This is a genomic window from Pseudomonas sp. P5_A2_2 (assembly GCF_054177685.1).
In genome coordinates this window covers 1-1455 of the sequence record NZ_JBGCUL010001075.1, presented here as the reverse complement: position 1 = coordinate 1455, position 1455 = coordinate 1, and the positions used below count along the sequence as shown (strand labels likewise).

Annotated in this window: 3 protein-coding genes; all 3 read right to left on the bottom strand. The window is 48.9% G+C overall.

Translation table 11 applies throughout. From position 1 onward, the window contains the following. Positions 1 to 478, bottom strand: a 478-nt coding sequence (locus ACXRVY_RS28920; RefSeq protein ID WP_458238947.1) for a glycosyltransferase family 2 protein, incomplete at its 3' end; no start/stop codon positions are given. Further along, on the bottom strand, positions 478 to 1134 hold the full coding sequence (locus ACXRVY_RS28915) for an acetyltransferase (RefSeq protein WP_223462065.1): 657 nt from the start codon (positions 1132 to 1134) through the stop codon (positions 478 to 480). The genes ACXRVY_RS28920 and ACXRVY_RS28915, both read right to left, overlap by 1 nt. Before the next feature lie 109 nt (positions 1135 to 1243). Beyond that, positions 1244 to 1455, bottom strand: a 212-nt coding sequence (locus ACXRVY_RS28910) for a hypothetical protein (protein WP_458238946.1), incomplete at its 5' end; no start/stop codon positions are given.

Sequence of the window (1455 nt, the reverse complement as noted above, 5' to 3'; positions counted from 1 at the left end):
TGATTAGTTCACGTGCCCCAAGTAGGCGATGTCCTGCCCCAATCGGTGTCCGCTCAACAAACGACGCATTCGCCTCATAGAAAATGAAGTAATTTACGGAGCAAAGATCACACTCCCAGTGCTCGCTCAGAAACTCGACTTGCCGCGACAATTTTCTCGGGCTAATCCAGTAATCATCCCCTTCCAGAACCGCAACATATTGCCCTGTGCACGCTCCGAAACCACGCTGGTAGTTTTTGGTAATACCAACATTGGTATCGCACGACAGATACTTGAAAGAAAAGCGCGAATCAACACCTTCGTAAGTACGAATACGCGCCAACGTACTGTCCGTAGATGCGTCATCAGCAACGACCAACTCAATAGTACCTGAGAAGTCCTGGTTGAATAGAGACTCCAGCGCTCGGTCAATGTAAGACTCGTGATTATAGGTAACCAACAGGATTGACAACCCGAAGCCCGGACTAGTATTCAACATTACTTCACCAACGGTTTGGCAGGATTACCTACCACTGTTGTATGCGGCTCAACGTCTTTGGTAACAACCGCGCCCATACCGACGACTGCCCCTGCGCCAATTAGCAATGGTTTACCGTGCCGTCCCTGTTTGATCAACGCGCCAGCACCTATATAAGCGTGATCGCCAATAGTTACATTGCCGTTGCATTTGACACCTGGTGCGAGGGTTACGTAGTCCCCAATCACACAATCGTGTGAAATATTACATTGGTTATTAGCCTGAAAAAAACGCCCAATCCGGACATTTGACGTGATGATCGTCTGCTCTGAAATCATGCAGCCTTCACCGATTTCATTGCTGTCCAACAAAATCACACTATTCGCAATCAGCGCGAAAGGCTCGATGTTTTGGGCGGCACAAGCCTCCGCAATCCTCTGACGAACTTTTGAGTCACCAATTGCCACATTGAAACGCTTGGTTCCTTCCAGATCAAAAAACGCGTTGAGACTGATTGTGCGATATCCGTTGACCTCAATCTCTTCCTCCAGATTTTCAACCACAAACAGCAATTCAGCACTCAAGCCTGCTATCTTGCCCTGGAGCATCGAACGCAGCATGGGCATAACCTCCCTGCCATGCCCACCAGCACCAATCAGACCAAAATAGCTTTTCATAAAATTATCAGATCCATAATCCATATACAGGGCAGCAGCTATAAGCAGCGCTCAAAACCGCCCAACCTTACCTTCTTCTTTTAACCAGTCGTATCCCACTCAGCTTACGTCAACGCAAACGTAGAGCACGAAGCAGCCGGCGGGCAAGCCCTTTGAGATATCTAGTGATACGACTTCCCATTCTTGGAGCCTGGCTGCACGTCTCGCTCGTGCCGATTGCCATGCCCTGAGAATTATGGGCAACCATTAGATAGTGGCCGAGCCCAGATTGCCCCGTCAGGCGATAGAACTCGAAAACATTGAACATGTACTCATCACGGA

What these genes read in the sequence shown, in the direction of transcription:
- ACXRVY_RS28915 (WP_223462065.1), bottom strand. Translation starts at nt 1,134, where the DNA reads ATGAAAAGCTATTTTGGTCTGATTGGTGCTGGTGGGCATGGCAGGGAG.